Origin of the sequence: Myxococcus xanthus (assembly GCF_013116825.1) — a bacterium.
Lineage (GTDB): Bacteria > Myxococcota > Myxococcia > Myxococcales > Myxococcaceae > Myxococcus > Myxococcus xanthus_B.
Window position 1 is genome coordinate 1 of record NZ_JABFNS010000039.1, and the last position, 17,380, is coordinate 17,380.

12 protein-coding genes are annotated in these 17,380 nt (G+C 70.5%); 5 read left to right on the forward strand and 7 right to left on the reverse strand.

Annotated elements, in window-relative coordinates; translation table 11 throughout:
* Positions 1–115: 115 nt before the first annotated feature.
* The 4 genes from HNV26_RS13660 (at position 116) to HNV26_RS13675 (ending at position 5,244) form a co-directional block, all read left to right on the forward strand.
* Positions 116–1,384 carry a PDZ domain-containing protein gene (locus HNV26_RS13660; RefSeq protein WP_253816542.1) on the forward strand — a complete coding sequence of 423 codons (1,269 nt, stop codon included), beginning with the start codon at positions 116–118 and terminating at the stop codon, positions 1,382–1,384.
* Between the two features lie 266 nt (positions 1,385–1,650).
* Positions 1,651–2,769, forward strand: coding sequence for a tetratricopeptide repeat protein (locus tag HNV26_RS13665; RefSeq protein WP_171440163.1), 1,119 nt, complete (start codon positions 1,651–1,653; stop codon positions 2,767–2,769).
* 189 nt (positions 2,770–2,958) lie between these two features.
* Entirely contained in the window at positions 2,959–4,602 is a 1,644-nt protein-coding gene (locus HNV26_RS13670; RefSeq protein ID WP_171440164.1) for a hypothetical protein, read from the forward strand.
* A gap of 39 nt (positions 4,603–4,641) precedes the next feature.
* Entirely contained in the window at positions 4,642–5,244 is a 603-nt protein-coding gene (locus HNV26_RS13675) for a hypothetical protein (RefSeq protein WP_171440165.1), read from the forward strand.
* Between the two features lie 224 nt (positions 5,245–5,468).
* On the opposite strand, the gene HNV26_RS13680 is transcribed toward HNV26_RS13675, so the two are convergent.
* From HNV26_RS13680 to HNV26_RS13690, 3 genes are all read right to left on the reverse strand, one after another.
* Complete coding sequence (locus HNV26_RS13680; protein WP_171440166.1) at positions 5,469–6,227, reverse strand: energy transducer TonB; 759 nt, start codon at positions 6,225–6,227, stop codon at positions 5,469–5,471.
* Between the two features lie 167 nt (positions 6,228–6,394).
* Positions 6,395–7,111, reverse strand: coding sequence for a response regulator transcription factor (locus HNV26_RS13685; RefSeq protein WP_090488889.1), 717 nt, complete (start codon positions 7,109–7,111; stop codon positions 6,395–6,397).
* Positions 7,108–8,937 (reverse strand): sensor histidine kinase, encoded by a 1,830-nt coding sequence (locus HNV26_RS13690; RefSeq protein WP_171440167.1) that lies wholly within the window; start codon positions 8,935–8,937, stop codon positions 7,108–7,110. The genes HNV26_RS13685 and HNV26_RS13690 overlap by 4 nt, the downstream gene beginning before the upstream one ends.
* A 186-nt stretch (positions 8,938–9,123) precedes the next feature.
* On the opposite strand from HNV26_RS13690, the gene HNV26_RS13695 reads away from it, so the two are divergent.
* Positions 9,124–9,870 (forward strand): pyridoxal-phosphate dependent enzyme, encoded by a 747-nt coding sequence (locus tag HNV26_RS13695; protein WP_216612234.1) that lies wholly within the window; start codon positions 9,124–9,126, stop codon positions 9,868–9,870.
* A 12-nt stretch (positions 9,871–9,882) separates the two neighbouring features.
* Here the strand turns inward: HNV26_RS13695 and HNV26_RS13700 are convergent, their stop codons facing one another.
* The 4 genes from HNV26_RS13700 to HNV26_RS13715 form a co-directional block, all read right to left on the reverse strand.
* Positions 9,883–10,662 (reverse strand): hypothetical protein, encoded by a 780-nt coding sequence (locus HNV26_RS13700; RefSeq protein WP_171440169.1) that lies wholly within the window; start codon positions 10,660–10,662, stop codon positions 9,883–9,885.
* A gap of 147 nt (positions 10,663–10,809) precedes the next feature.
* Positions 10,810–13,224: an ABC transporter permease gene (locus HNV26_RS13705; protein WP_253816544.1), complete on the reverse strand. Its 2,415-nt coding sequence runs from the start codon at positions 13,222–13,224 to the stop codon at positions 10,810–10,812.
* Positions 13,225–13,373: 149 nt separating this feature from the next.
* Positions 13,374–14,054 carry a hypothetical protein gene (locus HNV26_RS13710; RefSeq protein ID WP_090488870.1) on the reverse strand — a complete coding sequence of 227 codons (681 nt, stop codon included), beginning with the start codon at positions 14,052–14,054 and terminating at the stop codon, positions 13,374–13,376.
* A gap of 120 nt (positions 14,055–14,174) precedes the next feature.
* Entirely contained in the window at positions 14,175–17,069 is a 2,895-nt protein-coding gene (locus HNV26_RS13715) for an ATP-binding protein (RefSeq protein WP_253816545.1), read from the reverse strand.
* Positions 17,070–17,380: the final 311 nt, after the last annotated feature.

The window sequence follows — 17,380 nt, forward strand, 5'->3', positions numbered from 1 at the left end:
GGGGTGGGGCCGCCTCGCCTCCCTGAACTTCGCCGCCTGTCGTGTCTACGTTCTCCACGGACAATGCATGCGCGTCCGGCACGCGTGTGCGTCAGCGGTGTGAGCACCCATGGCCATGGTCAAAGGAATTGCGAACGGTGGGAACACGCGCAAGCGCGCCCAGCAAGAGACGCTCCCCCAGGATGTACAGGCGCAGGAACTGGAACGACTCCGCTCGCAGCGCGAGGCGCTCATCGCCAACGTTGCGCAGTCCGGAGCGAGGCTCCTCACGGTCGCGGCCAGGCGGTTGCCGACCGTGCTGACGCTGCCCGTGCTCCAGGGGGGAAGCCGCGTTCTCCAGGACACCACCCTCTACCTCCAGGAAGCCTCGATGGAGGAGTGGATCCGCGCCGCGCAAAAGAAGCTGAAGGCGCGCCCGGGGAGCTCCATCCTCGGGCTATTGGGCATTGGGCTGTTCGCCGGGCTGCTGCTCCGAAAGATGGCGGAGAAGGGGGGCGAGAAGGGAGGGGCCGAGGCCTTCCGAGATCGATTGCGCGAGGGCATGTTCCTGGCGACCCATGGTGGAGTGGGGCGGCCCCCTGCCGCTGCACGTCAGCGGTTGCTGAGGGGGGGCGCGGGTGGAGCGCCGACGCAGGGAGGCGTGGCCGAGGGCTTCAAGGAGCGATTGCGCGAAGGCATGTCCATGGCGACCCAGGGTGGTGGAGTGGGGCGGCCCCCGGCCGCGACGCGCCTGCGCATGCAGAAGGCTGGAGGGCGGACGCAGGGGACGCCACGCAAGCGCGACGTGAAGGAGAGGGCGCCGCGAAAGCCCGCGGTGAGGGCGAAGGAAGTGGCGCGAGACGTCGCCGAGCGCGCCCAGGACGCAACAAGCGCCTTCGACGACGTCACCAAGAGCGCCCAGGGTGCAACACGCGCGTTCGCAGAGGCGACCCGGGGCGCAGCGCGCAAGGGCGGTGAGGTTGCGAGCGGCGCGCGCAAGGCGATGAAGGACACAACGCGCGATGTCGCTCGAGGGGCCGCGAAGCCCGGGGCGGAGAAGTCGCCGCCCAGCACCGACGCCACGCCCACGAAGGCGCCCGCACAAGCGCCGAGCGGCTACCTCGGTATGGGGGCCTTCCCCGTCCGGCTGCCGGAGAGGCTTGCGAAGGCCCATGGCACCCAGAGCGGCCTCAAGGTCGCGAGCGTGGAGCCGGAGGGCCCGGCCGAGGAGGCGGGGCTGCATCCGGGTGACACGCTGATCACGCTCGAGGGGCAGCCATTGCGAGAGGTGGGTGACCTGGTCGCGCAGCTGCCTCCAGAGCGTGTGGGGCAGACCGTGCACGCCAAGGTGCTGCGCGCCGGGGCTGCCAGGGACATCGACCTCACCGTTGGCGCGCACCCCTGAGCCGGGTGTCGCGAGCGCTCATGCGACTCACGATGACTTGACGGAACCGGAGCAGGACCTGCGGGGGCTGGGCGCTCCCTGCGAACGAAGGCGCGCCAGCCCCGCGAGCCCTTTCAAGCCGCTTCCGGAGTGCTTGCCGGGCGGTGGACATCTCCCAGGTCAGGAGACTCGGGACCTGTCGATGCGTTTCGAGGCTCCGGATGGAGGAACTCCCGGGCATAGACTGGTGGCCGTCGTCCTCGCATCCTTCGAAGGGGCCCTCGCGCGTGCGTCCATTCTTCATCGTCCTCGGTTGTTCCTTCGTCCTCGGTTGTGCGACCACGCCGAAGCCCGTCCCAGCAGTGCCTCCCGAAGCCGCCGAGACGTCCCAGGCCGAGCACGAGACACCGGCGTACCTCTCGCCCTCCGAAATCATGAAGGTGCTGGAGGACTCCAAGGTCGCCTATCGGGTCGAAGGCAAGGACTCACCCCCGGGCGGGTGGGGCGACCAGCTGTGGCCCCAGCGCGTGGCCCTGATTGACGTCCCCCGGGTGGAGGTGGAGGACGGCCGCCGCACCATCCGCGAGTGGCCCACGCCCGCCGGGATGAAAGCCCTGCTCGATGAGGCCGAGCCCCACTTCCAGGCGAAGCGTTACGACGAGGCCGCGAAGCTGTACGCCCGGGCCACGGACCTGTGCCCCGAGTGCTACGTGGCCTGGGTCTTCCGGGGCGACGCGGACTACTTCGCCGGAGACGCGGCCACCGCGCTGGAGCACTACGGCCGCGCCACCACCCTCAACCCCTATGACCACCGTGCCTGGTTCTTTCAGGGTAATGCCCTGGCGAAGCTGGGGCGCTTCGAGGAGGCGCTGGATGCCTGGGCGCAGTGCCTGGCGCTGAGCCCGCGCTACCCCGTCATCCGCCAGTTCTTCCGCACCAACGCGCACCTGGGACTCGTCATCCGCGGCGACACCATTGTCCCGCGCGGGTATGCCGAGCGCGACGCGCAGGGCGTCTCCATCCAGTTCGACCCCAACCACGACCCTGCCTGGCTCGCGTTCGCCAACTGCAAGGCCCTGTGGCTGGGCGAGCCCTCACATCGGGCGAAGATGACGGGATCCACGGAGGAGCAGTTCACCTCCGTGGAGGAGATGGAGTGCCTGGCATCGGCGCTGGCCGTCCATGAGAGCCAGAAGGCGGAGGGCAAGACGGAGGCCTCGGACCCTACGTTGGACCGCCTCTACGCCATCGCCCAGGAGGGGCTGCTGCTGGAGGCGGTGTTGTTCGAGGTGGGCGCGCGCGTCCACCCGCAAATCGCGCTCACCCTGGAGGATGAGCTCCGCCGGCGCCTCAAGAAGTACGTCCTGACGCACGTCCTGGTGCCAGCGGGAGGCCACGGGGGCTGAGCGCCCTAGGCGCCTTGAGCGTCCCCGGCTTCCGTGGACACCCTCGATGTGATGGAAGGGTGTTCGATGTCGGAGCGCGAGGAGTATCGCGAGTGAAGGCGGCGGCGCGGTTGGGGATTGGCGCCGACAGGCTGGCGGGTGGAGGGGCTGACCGCGTGGCCGGTAGCCACTGGCCGAGGTCTTGGGGGGATGAAGGCAAACCGCTGGCTGTTGTTGTTCGCGTTGGGTCTTGTGGCTTGTAGCAGTGGAGACAGCGACAAGCCGCCCAACCTCCCGCCAGTCACGGTGGATGCCGGAACGGACGCGGGGCAGCCCCTGCCCGACGCGGGGCCCGGCTCCCAGTGTCTCGGCGAAGGCACTGCGTGCAGCCGGGACTCGGGCGCCCAGTGCTGTACCGGCCTCTGCTCTGATACGGGCGTCTGTCCTGCCCCTAGTGCCCAGTGCACCGCCGCGGGCGAGACCTGCACCAGCGGCATTGAGTGCTGCACGAACAGCTGCCTGGACGGCAAGTGCTCCACGCTGCAGTGCCTGGACGTGGGCAGCACGTGCGCCAGCGCGGAGGCGTGCTGCACGAAGCTCTGCGGCGCGGACGGCGAGTGCGCGGCGCTGCCTCCCAGCAGCACCGACAGTTGTAAGGTGCCGGGCCAAGCCTGCACCGGCGCGGGGGACTGCTGCTCCAACAACTGCCAGGGGGGGATCTGCAAGCCGGCGTACTCGTGCCAGGCCAATGGCGATCTGTGCATGAAGGGCGCGGACTGCTGCGGAGGTGTGTGCACGCAGGAGAACACGGGCACCCCGGGCCGCTGCGTGGCGGTCAGCGGTGGCGGCGCGGGCAGTTGCCTCCAGGATGGCAACCCGTGCTCCGGCTCCAGCAACTGCTGTTCGCGCACATGCGTGGACCTGGGCTACGGGACCACCGTGTGCCAGCCGGTGGGCGGCTGCCGTCCCACGGGCAACTACTGCACCAACGACGGCGTGTGCTGTGGCGGTGAGAAGCTGTCCAACGCGGTGAGCTGCCGCGAGAGCCGCTGTGACAAGCCGAATGGCTGCAACCCCGTGGGCAACATCTGCGGCAGCGGCCAGCTGCCTGATGGCGGCATCATCGACGTGAACGCCCGCGAGGCCTGCTGCGACGGCATGAAGGCCGTGTGCAAGGTGGACTCCGTCGGCGTGCCGCGCTGCTTCGGCGGCTGCCCCAACAACAACTGCCCGGCGGGCTGTCCCACGGGCTACACCGGCGAGGAGCCGTGCTGCATCGCGCAGGACCAGCAGTGCCAGTTTTCCGACCAGTGCTGCGGCGGCGCTCGCTGCCTGCCCGGCGCGGATGGCGGCCTGACCTGCCAGAAGGTGACTTGCGATCCCGTGGGCACGTCCTGTGATCCGCAGGATTCCAAGTGCTGTGCTGGCACCACCTGCTCCCTCGTCTCCGAATCCTCCTACGCGTGCCGCGCCGGGACCGTGCCGGGCGGTGGCGGCACGGACGGTGGCACGGGTGGGACGGACGCGGGCACGTGCGCCGCGAACGGGAATGCCTGTGCCTCGGGGGCCGCCTGCTGCTCCGGCATCTGCAGCAATGGCACCTGCTCGACCCCCAACGCCTGTCAGCCCCAGGGCCAGGCTTGCACCTCGCCCGCGGACTGCTGCGTCGGGCTCGGCTGCAACATCCCGGGTGGGAGCGTCGTCGGCACCTGCGAGACGGGGTCGACCTGCTCCGCCAGCGGTCAGGCGTGCTCGCCCACCAGCCCGTGCTGCCCGCGGCTCAACTGCCAGACGGTCGACGGGGAAGCCTGCACCGGCACGACGCCCTGCACGTGCCTCAGCCCCATCGGATGAAAGGCGACACCCATCATGCTCACACCACTTCCGCGTACCGTGACCGCTGTCGCGTGTTCCCTCTTCCTGTCCCTAGGCCTCACGGCTTGCGGTGATGACGAACTCAACTCCGACGAGCAGGCCCGCCGCGCGTACCTCGGACTCGACCCGTCCGTGGGCAAGGCGCTGCAGTTGGGCTTCATCGGCTTCAACTCCGCGTCCACTGCGAACATCCCGCCCCAGTCCACGACGGGCGCCGTCTCCGGGACGCTGCTCGTCACCGGGCAGGTGGACCAGGGCAGTTCGGCCAACAAGGGCATGCGCCTGCGCATTGGCATGACCGGGTACTCCGACGGCGAGATCATCCTGGGCGGGGACGAGGACCCGGTGAACATCACCTACACTTCGAGCACGGACACGGCGGCGCAGCCGGAGTTCACCCTCCAGTTGCGCGGCATCCCAGACGGCACGTTCACCGGGACGCTCAAGGGGCCCTTCCAGATGACGGGGGACCTGGAGGGCAGCGTCACCCTGGACCTCGCCCTCACGGGTGAAATCGAGCCCGACGGCACCGGCCAGGTCCTCCGCACGACGGGCAGCACCCATGTGACAGGCACCGCCACGTCCAGCGACGGCGTCTATACCGTCGACGTCACGCTGTAACCGAGGGCCCACCGCTACGCCGCGAGGGAAAGCTCCCGCCGCTCCATGCAACAGGCGTCGGGAGCGGGAGGACAAGGCGTGGCTCCTGGGGGCGCGCGGATTCAGTCACCGCACGGGAAAAGCCCAGCAACCCGGTGGGATTGCTGGGCTTCTGAATGCACCCACGGTGTTGAGGCCGAAGCCAAGGCCGCCGCCGAAGCAGACAAGATTACCGCTACACGCTCCTAGCGGGGCAGCTTGAGCCGCAGCGTGAACACGTAGGACACGCTCACCGTCCGGCCCTGGTACTGCACCGGGGTGTAGCGGCGGTTGTGCAGCGCATCGAGCACGGCCTCGTTCATGTGGGGCAGGCCCTTGATGATGCGGCAGTCCGTCACGTCGCCGCGCACCGTGATGACGCACTTGGCAATCATGGTGCCCTCCACGCGGGCGGCGAGCGCCTGGTGCGTGTATTCGATGCCCGGGTTTCCCATCAGCCTGGGCGGCGACATGCCCTGGCCAAAGGGCATGACGTCGGTGCCCGTGGCTTCCTGCCCGGGGACCAGGCCGGGCACGTACGGCACGCCAATCACGTCGCTATCCTCGTAGCCCTCGGGATGCCCACCCGGCACGCCAGTCCCCGGCTCCGCCACCTCGTCCGTCGAGGAGCTGGCGTCGGTGCTCGCCACCGCTTCCACCGGCTTGGGCGGCGCATCCACCACCGGCGGCGGCACGCGCGCGGGCACGCGGTCCCGGTTGCGCGGGCGATGGCGTGGCGCGGTGGCGGCCTTCGGCTGCGCGGGGGCGGGGGAGCCCTTCGCCACGCGCGGGGGCGGCGCCACGCGGAGCACCAGCTCCTTCGGCTCCGGCGGCTCGCTGGGCCCCGGCGGCCTCGCGGAGATGAAGAGCACCGTCCCGAACAGGGCCACATGCAGGACGATGGACACCCACACGCCCGTGCCAAGACGTCCAGCCCGCTGCCGCTCGATGACCGAATTGAACATTCCGGATGGCCTCCCTCAGCGTCAGGCGCTCCCGGTGACGGCCGTGCAGGACGGACGGCACCGACGGGGACGGGTGGCTGCGGAGCGCCCTGTCCACGCACGAGTCAACCTACGGAGTCGGCGTCTTCGAATGGCGGTGGGTCGGCCATCGCTTCGTCATGGTTGTGTCATGACGAAGCGACCTCCATGCGGTAGCCCACGCCCCGGATGGTGTGGATGGAGAACCCAGAGGTGCTCGTCCACCCCAGCTTCTTCTTCAGGCTGGAGACGAAGTTGTCCACCGTACGCGGGTCCACCACCACGTCGCGGCCCCAGACGGCGTCCAGGATTTCGCCTCGGGGCAGGGCCCGGTCCTGGTGCCGCAGCAGGAAGGCCAGCAGGTCGAACTCCGTGCGCGTCAGCTCCACCACCGAACCGTCCGCGCGCGACACCTGCCGCCGGCCCAGGTCCAGGGTGAAGCCGCTGAAGCCCATCTGTTCCGGCGGCGCCGTGCCGGAGCGGCGCACCAGGGCGCGCACCCGGGCCAGCAGCTCCCGCAGCCGGTAGGGCTTGGTGAGGTAGTCCTGCGCGCCCACCTCGAAACCCCTGAGGATGTCGTCCTCCAGTGAGCGCGCGGTGAGCATCAGCACCATGCTCTTGTTGCCCTGCGTCCGCAGCCGGCGGCAGAAGCTGTAGCCGTCCTCGCCGGGCAGCATGACGTCCAGGATGAGCAGGTCGAACGCGCGCTCTTGCAGCAGCCGCTCCGCGTCGCGGGTGCTGGGGGCCTCGGCGACGAGGTAGCCCTCGTCCAGCAGGTTGTCCCGGAGACCGACGCGCAGGTGGGCGTCGTCCTCGACGATGAGGATGGCGGGGCGGAGGGGCGGGGTGGATGTGGCGGTGTTCATCGAGCCGGCTCGTTGAATATCAGCGCGAAGGTGGTGCCCTCGGATCCCGAGGAGGCCACCTGGATGTCGCCCCGGTGCAGCTTCATGATTTTGCGGCACAGGGCAAGGCCCAACCCGCTGCCATGGACCTCCGGTCCGGGCACCGTCAGCCGGTAGAAGTCCAGGAAGGCGTTCTCCCATTCGGACTCGGGGATGCCGATGCCGTTGTCCTGGAAGAGCACCGTGCAGCCGTAGCCGGGAATCATCTGCGCGCGGATGGAGATTTCGACGGGGCTTCTCCGGTTGTAGGCGCACGCGTTGCGGCCCAGGTTGGAGAACACCATCCGCAGCAGGCCCGGGTCCGCTTCCAGCTCCACGCCTTCCAGGTCCGAGGTGATGTGGACGGGGACGTTCGTCACGTTGGCCAGGTCGTCGCGCAACAGGGGGATGAGCTCCTCCAGCCGCACGCGCGAGGTCCGCAGCGTCCAGCGGCCCTTGTCGATGCGGTTGAACGACAGGATGTTCTCCACCAGGAAGTGCAGCCCGTCCGCGGCCTGGACGATGCGCGCCGGGTAGTCGCGCACCTCCGGTGTCTGCGCCAGCTTCCGCTCCAGCGTCTCACCCAGCAGGCGGATGGAGGCCAGGGGCGTGCGCAGCTCGTGCGAGACGGTGGCCACGAAGTCGCTCTTGAGCTCCAGGAAGCGGTACTTGCGCTGCTGGGCCACCACCGCGAGCGCGAAGATGGCCACCGCGAGCCCTCCGCACACGGCCACCAGCAGCGTCTTCAGCCCGTAGCGCGCGTCGATGTCCGCCTCCTGGCGCGCCCACTGAGGCATGTCCACCGCCAGCTTCAGCGTGCTCAGGGGACGGACGGCGCCGCCCGCGCGAAGCCGCAGGCGCCCCGTCGCGTCGAAGAGGCCGCGCGCCTGCATGTCCTGGGTGATGGGCTGGAGCATCGCCTCCAGGTCCACCGCGATGCCGTACACCGCCTCGCCGCGCAGCGCCACGTACCAGGACTCGCCCAGGAGGGTGGGCTCGTAGAGCTCCTCGGGAATCACCAGCATGCCCGCGCCCGCCTCACCCGCGCGGGCGAGGAAGTCGCCCGTGGGCTCGCCCAGCGCGGCGCTCACGCGGACGATGCGCGCATGGAGGAAGTCGAAGTCCGCCCGCGTGAAGCGTGAGCGTTCGCGCAGCACGTCCCGCTGCAGCCCCGACGCCCGGGCGAAGCCACCCAGGTCCTCTGGAAGGCCCTCGCGCAGCAGGGCCCGCACCAGCGGCGTGGTGGCAGGGCCGCGCTGGAGCCGCTCCACCACCAGCAGCAGGAAGGGCAGCTCCTGCTCCGGTGTCAGCCGGTTCGCCGCGTGGTAGCGCAGCAGCTCCTCCACGCGGGTGGCCGTGCCCCGCGCGTCCCGAGCCGCCAGCGCCGCCTCCGCCGCGCGCAGCCGCGTGAGGCGGGGCTCCCATTCCCCCGCGGGGGCGCCGTCCTTCAGCCTCGCGCCCAGCAGGGCATGCACGTCCCGAGCGGGCGTCCCGGTGCCCGGCATGGGGATGGTGAGGCGCGGCAGGAACTGGTAGCCGCGGAAGTTGATGTAGTAGCCCTCGCCGGGCTCGAGCGGGTCGCCCACGGCGGCGTGGAGGGGGGGGATGCTCTCATCGAGCTTCTTCGCCAGGTTCTGCCGCAGGGCCTCTTCGGCCGCGTGGGCCAGCGCGTCCCGGCGCGAGCGCAGCTGCGCGTGGGCGTCATCACGCTCCTGGCTGAAGATGCGCTGGAGGCTGACCAGCCCCCAGCCAAGGGCCAGGAGGCCACAACCCAGGGCGACGAGCGTAGGAAGGAGCCGGCGCAGCATGTGGAGCCGCCGCTGACTATTGCACAGCCGTCTTCCTCCAGAGGCTTTTCGCTTCAGCCTCCTGGCCGGGGCGAGTGTCCTGGGCCGGTGAGCGGGCGGACTTCGGGTCCACGTCCGGACAGCCCCCGGGCGGCGCGGCTGGCGTGGGACGCCCCCACCGGGGAGGTTGGGGATGGAGGTTCACGCATGCGCGTCGTGTTTCCCTTGTCACGGCCCTGGCCGGGGGGGCCGGTGGTGCTCTGGGGTGGAGCGCTTCCGGCGGGCAGTCTGAAGTACCTGACGTTCTCCCATCACCTCCAGTCCGCGCCCGCGGAGACGAAGGGCCTGGTGGAGCTGTCCGGTGCGTCGTCGGCGCTGGCGCTGGATGCGCTGGGCCGCGAGCGTGGGCTGCCGGTGGTGGCCCTCACGGACACGATGGGCACCGCGTACCTGCGCGCCAACGGCTTCGGTGGGGAGGTGCGCACCGTGCACGGCTTCACGCAGGCCTGGGAGCTGGCGCTGGACTACGAGCGCCAGGGCTGGTTCTGGCCCCGGCAGCTCGCCAATGGCGCGCTGGTGGAGAGCGTGGAGTCATGGACCACGCGCCTGCTCGACATCGTCCAGGACGTGTATCCCGCCGTGCGCTGCGTGGTGTGTGGCTTCGGCACGGGCGCCACCGTCGCGGGGCTGTACCGGCCCTTCTCCGCCGCGGGCTACGAGGTGGTGGGCTTGCAACCCGCGTCCGGCAGGACGATGCCCGGCTGGCGGCGCTGGGCGGAGCAGAGCCTGGGCTCCAAGGACCTCTTCTATCCGTACCGCGAGGATGTGCCCCTGGAGACGGCGGATGCGAAGGCGGTGGACGCGCTCGCCGCGCTGCTGGCCTGGGCGCGCTCGGAGCGGCGGCCAGAGGAGGTGCTCGTCATCTCCCACAACGCGAGGCCCCCATTCGAATGACGGGGGCCTTCGTCACGGCGTGGCGCTTCCGCGGCCCTGGCCACCGCGCTGACCGCCCGGGGGGCCACCCACGGGCCGGTCCTCGCGGCGCAGCGACTGGTACTGGGCGCGCTGGCCCTCGTCGAGGATGGCGTTCATCTCCTGGTCGGTCTGCTGGCTCTCGGTGCGCAGCGCCTGGCGCATGTCTCGCATCGTCTTCGTGCCGGCGCGGACCTCGTCCATGAGCGCCTGGCGCCTGGTGGACTCCGCCTCCAGCCGGCGCGTCAGCGTCTGCTCCTGGGTGTAGTTCAGCCGGGCGTCGGTGATGAACTTGCGCACGCGCTCCTGCTGCTGCGCCTGCTGTTGGATCTGCGCCTGCTGCCACTGCTGCTGCCGCTCGGCGCGCTGCTCATTGCGCATCTCGTTCTGGACGTTGCGCACCGCGTCCTTCAGGTAGTCGCGGCCGCCCTCGGAGTTCAGGGCTTCGCCGGCGACCATGCCGCGCACCTCGGCGCGCAGTTGCTCCACCTCCGCCGCGAGCGCCGCGGGCGGCGGCGAGGCCACCACCTTCCCATCCGCCGTCAACGTGGGGCGCCGCTCCACCTCCATCAGCCGCCGGGACAGGCTGATGGACGTGTCCTCCAGGGCTTTTATCCGGCGCTCCAGGTTGATGACGTCCGCGGCGACGCTGGTGGGCTGCTCGGGCGAAGGGGACGGGGGCGGAGCCTGCACCGTCTCACGTGGACTCCAGAGGGCCACCACGAGCGCCGTGGCGGCAAGGAAGAGGGCGGCGATGCTGGCGAGCTTGTTCACGTCTCCTCCGACGGAAGCTGGAACGACTTATTCCATATCAGGTGCTGTCCAGCCCCGTCCGCCCACCTGCCGGGAGGGAAATCGCTCCCGGCGCGGCTCCGATGGGCCGCCCGGATGCCCGCTTCCCGGCCGCCCCCGGCGCCGGGCCTACTCCGCGCGCAGGGACACCGACGGAGGGACACGGCTGGCCCGCAGCGCGGGCAGCCAGCAGGCGACCAGGGAGATGACCGACAGCGCCACGGCCACGCCCAGGAAGATGTCCGGAGCGAAGGGCTCCACGCCATAGAGGGTCGCCGCCATGAGGCGGGTGCAGCCGAAGGCCGCGATGAGCCCCACGCCCACGCCCGCCGCGGTCAGCCGCAGGCCCTGGCCGAGCACCAGCCCCAGCACCTGCTGGGGCTGGGCCCCCAGCGCCATCCGGATGCCCAGCTCCCGCGTCCGTTGGCTCACTGAATACGCCAGCACGCCATAGACGCCGACCCCGGCCAGGAGGACGGCGAGCACGGCGAAGGCCGCCAGCAGCCGTGTCGTGGCCCTGGGGCGGAGCAGGATTTTCTCCACCCGCTCGGTGAAGGGCAGCAAGTCGTAGATGGGCTGCTCGGCGTCCACCGCCTTGACTTCCTCGCGCAGCGCCGCCAGCGCCGACGCAGACGGGCCGTGCGTGCGCACCAGCATCGTCATGGCCCGCAGGGGATATTGCGCGAAGGGCACGTAGCTCTCGGGTTTCGCGGGCTCCGTGAGCGTCTCGTGACGGACGTCCTCCACCACGCCGACGATTTCCCGGAAGGGCTGCTCTTCAGACCAGCCCAGCCGCACCCGCCGGCCCAGGGCCTCCCCGCCACCGAGGAACTTCCGGACGAAGGCCTCGTTGACGATGATGATGGGCGCGCTCTTCTCCGTGTCCTGGGGCCCGAAGTCGCGGCCCTGTCGCACGGCGATGCGCATCGCGGAGAAGTAGCCGGGGGAGGCCACCCGGTACTCGGTGTAGTACCGCTCGCTGGGCGAGGCCGAGCCGCCTTCCAGGAAGAAGTCCCCGCCGGAGCCCGAGCCCCCCAGCGGCGCGTCGTTGATGAAGCCCACCGCCTCCACTCCGGGCCGCGCCATCAGCCGCTCCGCGATGCCGTCGAAGAAGGCCCGCTTGCGCGAGTCTTCCGCGTAGGTGTCGGGGGCGAGCGTCAGCCGCGCGGCGACGACACCCTCCGCATCGAAGCCCGGGTCCACCGCCTGGACGTTCTGCAGCGAGCGCACGATGAGGCCCGTGCCCACCATCAGCACCAGCGCGAGCGCGAGCTGCACCAGGACGAGCGCGCTGCGCAGCGGATGTCCGGCGCGCGCACCCACGGCGCTGCCGGATTGCCGCAGCAGGGGCAGCACGTTCATTCCCAGGGCATGCATCGCGGGCGCCATGCCGAACAGCAGGCCGGTGCCCACCGACAGCAGCGCGCTGAACCCCAGGACGGTGCCGTTGAGCTCCAGCGGCGCCACGCGCAGCAGGCTGGCTGGAAGCAGCGTGCGCACCAGCTCCAGGCCCCACAGCATCAGCAAGACCCCCAGCACACCGCCGAAGAGGGACAGGAGCACGCTCTCCACCAGGGACTGCTGGAGCCGCCGCCCCTGGCTGGCGCCCAGCGCCGCGCGGATGGCGCCATCCCGCTGCCGGGACATCGTCCGCACCAACATGAGGTTGGCCACGTTGGCGCACGCGATGAGCAGCACGAAGCCCACCGCCGCCCACAGCATCCACAGGGTGTCCCGTGAGTTGGCGGTGAGGTGGTCCTGCCAGCCCTTCATGCGCACGGTGTGCCGCGACTGCCCCGGCTCGGGCTCGCCAATGAGCTCCGCCACGCGCTCCAGGTCCGCCCGGGCCGCTTCCAGCGGGGTCCCCGGTGCCAGCCGCCCCAGCACCGACTGGTAGTGGTTGCCCTGCTGCTGCGGGTCCTGCCACTCGGGAACCCACACGTCCGTCTCCTCGGAGAACTCCGGGAAGGAGAAGTCCTCCGGCAGCACGCCCACCACCGAGTGGCTGCGGCCGTTGAGCACCAGCGTCTGGCCCACCACGTCCGCGCCGCCCCCGAGCGCCCGTTGCCAGAAGCCGTGGCTCACCAGCACCGCGGAGGTGTCGCCCCCGGCCGGCGCGTCCTCTTCGCGGAAGTCACGCCCGTGCGCGGGGCGCACTCCCACCACGGAGAAGAAGTTGGGGGTGATTCGCACCGCCCGGACCCGCTCGGGCTCGCTGGCGCCCGTCCAGTTGAGGCTGGTGCGTCCGAAGCCCGCCAACTGGCTGAATCCCTTCGAATGCTCCCGCCAGCCGAGCAGCTCTGGCGGTGACACGGAGGCGTGCGTCACCGAGTCCTGCTCGCACCAGATGCGCACCAGCGAATCGGGTGACGGGAAGGGCAGGGGCCGCAGCAGCATGGCGTGGATGGCGCTGAACAGGACGGCGTTCGCCCCGATGACCAGCGCCAGCGTGAGGCCCGCGGCCAGCGTGAAGCCGGGGGTTCGTGTCAGGGTGCGTATCGCGTAGCGGAGGTCCTGGCGGAGCGAATCCATGGCTGCGGCCATGAGCGAAGGACATGCCAACCGCCTCGCGGGCGCAACCCCTGGGCATGTGGAGGGGGCCTTCCCGGAGCGCGCCCTGGGAGTGCGCGGATGCGGGAAGGCCCGTCCCGGAAGCGGACAGGCCCGGGACGGGAAGCCCGCTCACCGGCGCGTCAGTGGACGTCCCACCGGGCGGCGATTTCCTCGCACGCCAGCCGGACGTCGTTCATCCGGCGCTGCTGGGCCTTGGGCGCCTGGAAGAGTCGGCCCGCGAAGACGTCGAACACGCCCACCAGCCGCGGGTCCACCGGGCCGCGCTGCTCCAGCCGCTCCTCGGCGTAACGCTGGAGCACCGTGGCGATGTATTGCCCGGAGCGCTCGTCCAGCGGCGTGTGCTTGGAGAAGTAGAGCTTCAGCAGCCCGGAGCGCATCATCCCCTGGGCATCCACGCTGCGCAGCAGCACGTCCGGGCGCACGCTGATGTCCACGCCCGCCAGCGCCAGCGGCGGCAGGTCCGCGTCCACGGGGCTGGCAATCGCGCGGGTGGCCAGGTCCCCCGCGGACACCAGGCAACGCTGGAGCGCCTCCGCGCACAGGGCCAGCCGGTGCGCGTCGTAGTCGGATTCCGGCTGGGCGTTGAGGAGCCGCCGCTGGTGGTAGCGGAGGATGACCTCATCCCGGCCTTCGCACAGGAACTCGATGATGGCCTGGGCGGCGGCGGGGTAGCGCAGGTACTGCGGGTCCACCGGGTGCTTCTGGCCCTGGATGATGCGCTTTCGCAGTGACGGCGTCGCGGTGAGGTACTGGCCCAGCTTGTTGACGGAAACGCGCGGACTCTCACGGGTGACGGTCATGGTTCGGCCTTCCTTTCCGGCTTCGGGAATGAAGGCAGACTACCGGAAGGGTCTGACATTCCCGGGGCTGCCCGACGGGCCCGCCGCCCCATGGAAATCACACCCGTGGGGTAGGCCGTGTCAGGCCCGTCGTGGTGGGCCCCGGTTGGACATGGAGGCGATGACGGCCATCAGCTCCACCGGTTCGATGGGTTTGGGCACGTGGGTGGTGAAGCCCGCGAGCAGCGCGCGCGTCCGGTCCTCCATGCGGGTGTAGGCCGTGAGGGCCACCGCGGGGATGCCGCCACCCTGTTCCTCGGGCAGGGCCCGGACGCGCGCGATGAAGCGGTACCCGTCCTCCTCGGGCATCCCGACGTCGGAGACGAGCACGTCGAACGATGCCTCGCGGAGTCTGGCGAGCGCGTCCTCCGAGGAGCTGGCCGTGGTGACGATGCCGCCACACGTCTCGATGATGCTGCGAAGCAGCTCGCGCGTGTCCTCCTCGTCGTCCACCACGAGCACCCGCAGGCTCTCGAGCTTGGGCGGGCAGGGGATGTCCTGCTCCTGCAACGGGCCGCGGAGGGTGGGAGGCACCAGCACCTCCCGCCTCAGCGCCACGGCCTGCGGCAGGTTGACGATGAACGTGGCCCCCCGGCCTTCGCCCTCGCTGGTGGCCATCACGGTGCCGCCGTGCAGCTCCACCAGGTGCCGGACGATGGCCAGTCCCAGTCCGAGCCCACCGGCCTTGCGCGTGGTGCTGCCGTCGGCCTGTCGGAAGCGCTCGAACACGTGCGGCAGGAACTGCGGGGAGATGCCCTGGCCCGTGTCGGCCACCGTGACTTCCACCGAGGAGTTCCGCCGCTCCACCAGTACCTGGACGCGGCCTCCCTTGGGGGTGAATTTCACGGCGTTGGACAGCAGGTTCCACACCACCTGCTGCAGGCGGCTCATGTCGCCCATGATGGTGCCGCCTGAGTCGAGCGCGGCCTGGACGCGGATGCCCTTCGCCTCGGCGGCGGGCCGCAGTGACTCGAGCACGGCCTCCACGACCTGGCTCACGTCGACGGACGACACGTCCAGCTTCAGCTTGCCCGTCATGATGCGGCTCACGTCGAGCAGGTCCTCGACGAGCTGCCCCTGGGCGCGAGCATTGCGCTCCACGGTGGCCAGCGCCCGCTCCCGCTTCTCTGGCGGCAGCGTGCCGGTCCGCAGCATCTGCACCCAGCCGAGCACCGCGGTGAGCGGCGTGCGCAGCTCGTGGGAGAGGGTGGCGAGGAACTCGTCCTTGAGCCGGTTGGCCTCCTCCGCCTCCTCGCGCGCCACGCGCTCCCGGGCGAGCAGCCGCTCCCGCTCCGCTTCCAGCCGCTTCTGTGCGCGGATGTCGCGGCCGACGGTGGCGATGCCCATCTGCCGCTGGGTGTCGTGCTCCACCAGGGGGAAGGTGTGGTACTGCGCCGCGATGGGCTCGCTCGTCGGGAAGTGCCGGAAGCGGAACGCGCCCTCCCGCCGGCCGCCCTGGAGGATGGCGGCCGCGATGTGTTCGTCGACGTAGGTCTGGTCTTCGGCCAGGAAGAAGTCCCGCAGGCGGTACCGGGTGATGTCCTCATCGAGCCCCAGGCCCAGCAGGCGCCGCCCCGCATCGTTCACCCACACCGCCCGGCCGGATGGGTCCCCCACGCCGATGAAGTCGGGGGATTGCTCGACGATGGTGGCCAGCCGCTCGCGTTCCCGTTCAGCGCTCCGCTGCTCCGTCACGTCCTGCAGGGCGCCGACGACGCGGTCAGGCTTCCCCTGGGCGTCGAAGTGCGTCTTCACCATGGCCAGCAGGAAGCGCTGCACGCCATCCCAGCCTTGCACGCGGCACTCCAGGCGAATCGCCTCCTCGCCCGGACGCAGCGCCTGTTCGATGGTGCGCCGTGCGCGGTTCACGTCGTCGGGATGAATCCGGGCCGCGGCTTCCTTCAGCGTCGGAGACTTGCCGGGGGGGAGGCCCAGGTGCTGCAAGGCCCGCTCGTCCCACGACAGCACGCCGCGCTCATACTGCAATTCCACGACGCCCAGCTGACCGGCGGCCAGGGCCATCCGCAGGCGCTCCTCGCTGGCCCGGAGCGCGGCCTCCGCCTGGGCCCGCCGGGCCACCTCCGCTTCGGCCTGGGCCCGGGCTTGCTTGGCGTGTGTGTAGGCCTCGCGCTCGGCGCGCTTCTCCTGCTCCACGGCCAGGTGGGTGGCCAGCTCGCGCGCCAGGTCCTCGAAGAACTGGCGATAGGTGTCGTCGAAGCGCAGCCGGGGGCTGATGCCCAGGACGACCACGCCCCGGAGGCTGTCCGTGCTGGTGCGCCGCAGGGGCAGCACCAGCGCCTTCTCCGTCGGCTCGGGCCAGGGGCCGAACTGGCGGGCTCCCAGGAGGGATGGCACCGACTCCAGGAGGACGGGGACGTTCGCCGCCACGGCCTGCTTCGTGGCCTCCGTGATTCGTCCCAGGTCCACCACGGCGTGCTGCGCCAGCCCCTCGAGCCCCGTGGACTCCGTCAGCTCCAGCCGCTGTTCGCCCTCGTCCCAGTGGTAGATGAGGGCGAAGGGGATGTCCTTGGGGTTGTCCGCCAGGGCCCGGATGGCGTCCGTGGTGGCGCTCTCGGAAGGCCCGCTCACCCGGGGCGCCAGCGCGCGAATCGTGGCCAGCCGGCGCTCGCTGAGCACGACGTCGGTGACCTCGAAGACGACCTGGAGGATGCCCGCGATGGTGCCCGCGTCGTCCCGCAGGGGACTGAAGTCGAAGGTGAAGTAGGCCTCTTCATTGAACCCGTACCGGGTGAGCATGAAGAAGGTCTTCGCCACCTGCGTTACTTCACCCGTCGCCAGGAGCTTGCGCATCCAGGGCGAGATGACGGGATAGGTGTCCGGCCAGCACTCGCGGTAGGTGGCGCCCAGGTAACGGGGATGGCGCGGGCCCATGATGACCGCGTAGCCGTCGTTGTAGACCTGGATGAGCTCGTGTCCCCAGAAGATGATGGCCGGGGCCGGCATCTCCAGAATCATGGCGACGAAGGCCTTCAGCGGGCGGGGCCACGCTTCGTAGGGGCCAAGTTGGGTGCGGCTCCAATCGTGTGAGCGCAGCAGTTCGCCCAGTTCGCCACCAGGGACAGGGAGTTCAGTCTGGGAAGTGAGTTGTTTCACGCGGTCGGTGAGGTGCAGGGCGGGTGCGCAATCTTGCGTAATCTAACGATGCAGCCTGCCGCGTCCTGGCTGTATGCGTTCGGCCGGATCGCGGTGAAGCGGGGAGGCGAGCGCTCGAGTCGCGCCCAGCGTCGTGCCGTGAACAGCCCTCCGCCGTCCGGGCGCCACCCGCC

Excerpts from the sequence above, each read along its gene's own strand:
- HNV26_RS13690 (WP_171440167.1), bottom strand. The coding sequence starts at position 8,937 with ATGCTGCGCCGGCTCCTTCCTACGCTCGTCGCCCTGGGTTGTGGCCTC.
- HNV26_RS13660 (WP_253816542.1), top strand. The coding sequence starts at position 116 with ATGGTCAAAGGAATTGCGAACGGTGGGAACACGCGCAAGCGCGCCCAG.
- HNV26_RS13685 (WP_090488889.1), bottom strand. The coding sequence starts at position 7,111 with ATGAACACCGCCACATCCACCCCGCCCCTCCGCCCCGCCATCCTCATC.
- HNV26_RS13695 (WP_216612234.1), top strand. The coding sequence starts at position 9,124 with ATGCGCGTCGTGTTTCCCTTGTCACGGCCCTGGCCGGGGGGGCCGGTG.
- HNV26_RS13715 (WP_253816545.1), bottom strand. The coding sequence starts at position 17,069 with ATGATTCTGGAGATGCCGGCCCCGGCCATCATCTTCTGGGGACACGAG.
- HNV26_RS13670 (WP_171440164.1), top strand. The coding sequence starts at position 2,959 with ATGAAGGCAAACCGCTGGCTGTTGTTGTTCGCGTTGGGTCTTGTGGCT.
- HNV26_RS13705 (WP_253816544.1), bottom strand. The coding sequence starts at position 13,224 with ATGGCCGCAGCCATGGATTCGCTCCGCCAGGACCTCCGCTACGCGATA.
- HNV26_RS13680 (WP_171440166.1), bottom strand. The coding sequence starts at position 6,227 with ATGTTCAATTCGGTCATCGAGCGGCAGCGGGCTGGACGTCTTGGCACG.
- HNV26_RS13710 (WP_090488870.1), bottom strand. The coding sequence starts at position 14,054 with ATGACCGTCACCCGTGAGAGTCCGCGCGTTTCCGTCAACAAGCTGGGC.